This window comes from Streptomyces sp. URMC 123 (assembly GCF_051386515.1).
Taxonomy (GTDB): Bacteria; Actinomycetota; Actinomycetes; order Streptomycetales; family Streptomycetaceae; genus Streptomyces.
This window is the reverse complement of sequence record NZ_JBPQTV010000782.1, coordinates 1-257: the sequence shown is the minus strand read 5'-3', so window position 1 is coordinate 257 and position 257 is coordinate 1. Positions and strand designations below refer to the sequence as shown.

Below are 257 nucleotides of genomic sequence, written 5' to 3'. Positions count from 1 at the left end.
GGAGTGGTCGGCGGCTCCCGGCGCGGCCGACGGCGACGCACAGGGCGCGGCACGGCCCGCCTTCGCCCTGGAGGGCGGGCCCGGCGCCGTGCTCCGGGACACCCTCGCCCTGACCAACCGCGGCGACCGGCCGCGCACTGTCGCGCTGCGCCCGGCCGACCTCCACAACGGCGACGGCGGCGCGCTCGCCGTGCGGCCGCCGGGGCGGAGCACCGGCCTCGGCACCTGGGTGGCGCTCGCCTCGGAGCGGGTGACGG

General features: G+C 82.1%; 1 pseudogene. It reads left to right on the top strand.

The annotated features are described in order from the left end of the window. Positions 1 to 257 (top strand): annotated as a pseudogene (locus ACSNOD_RS31995) (hypothetical protein); the annotation flags it as partial.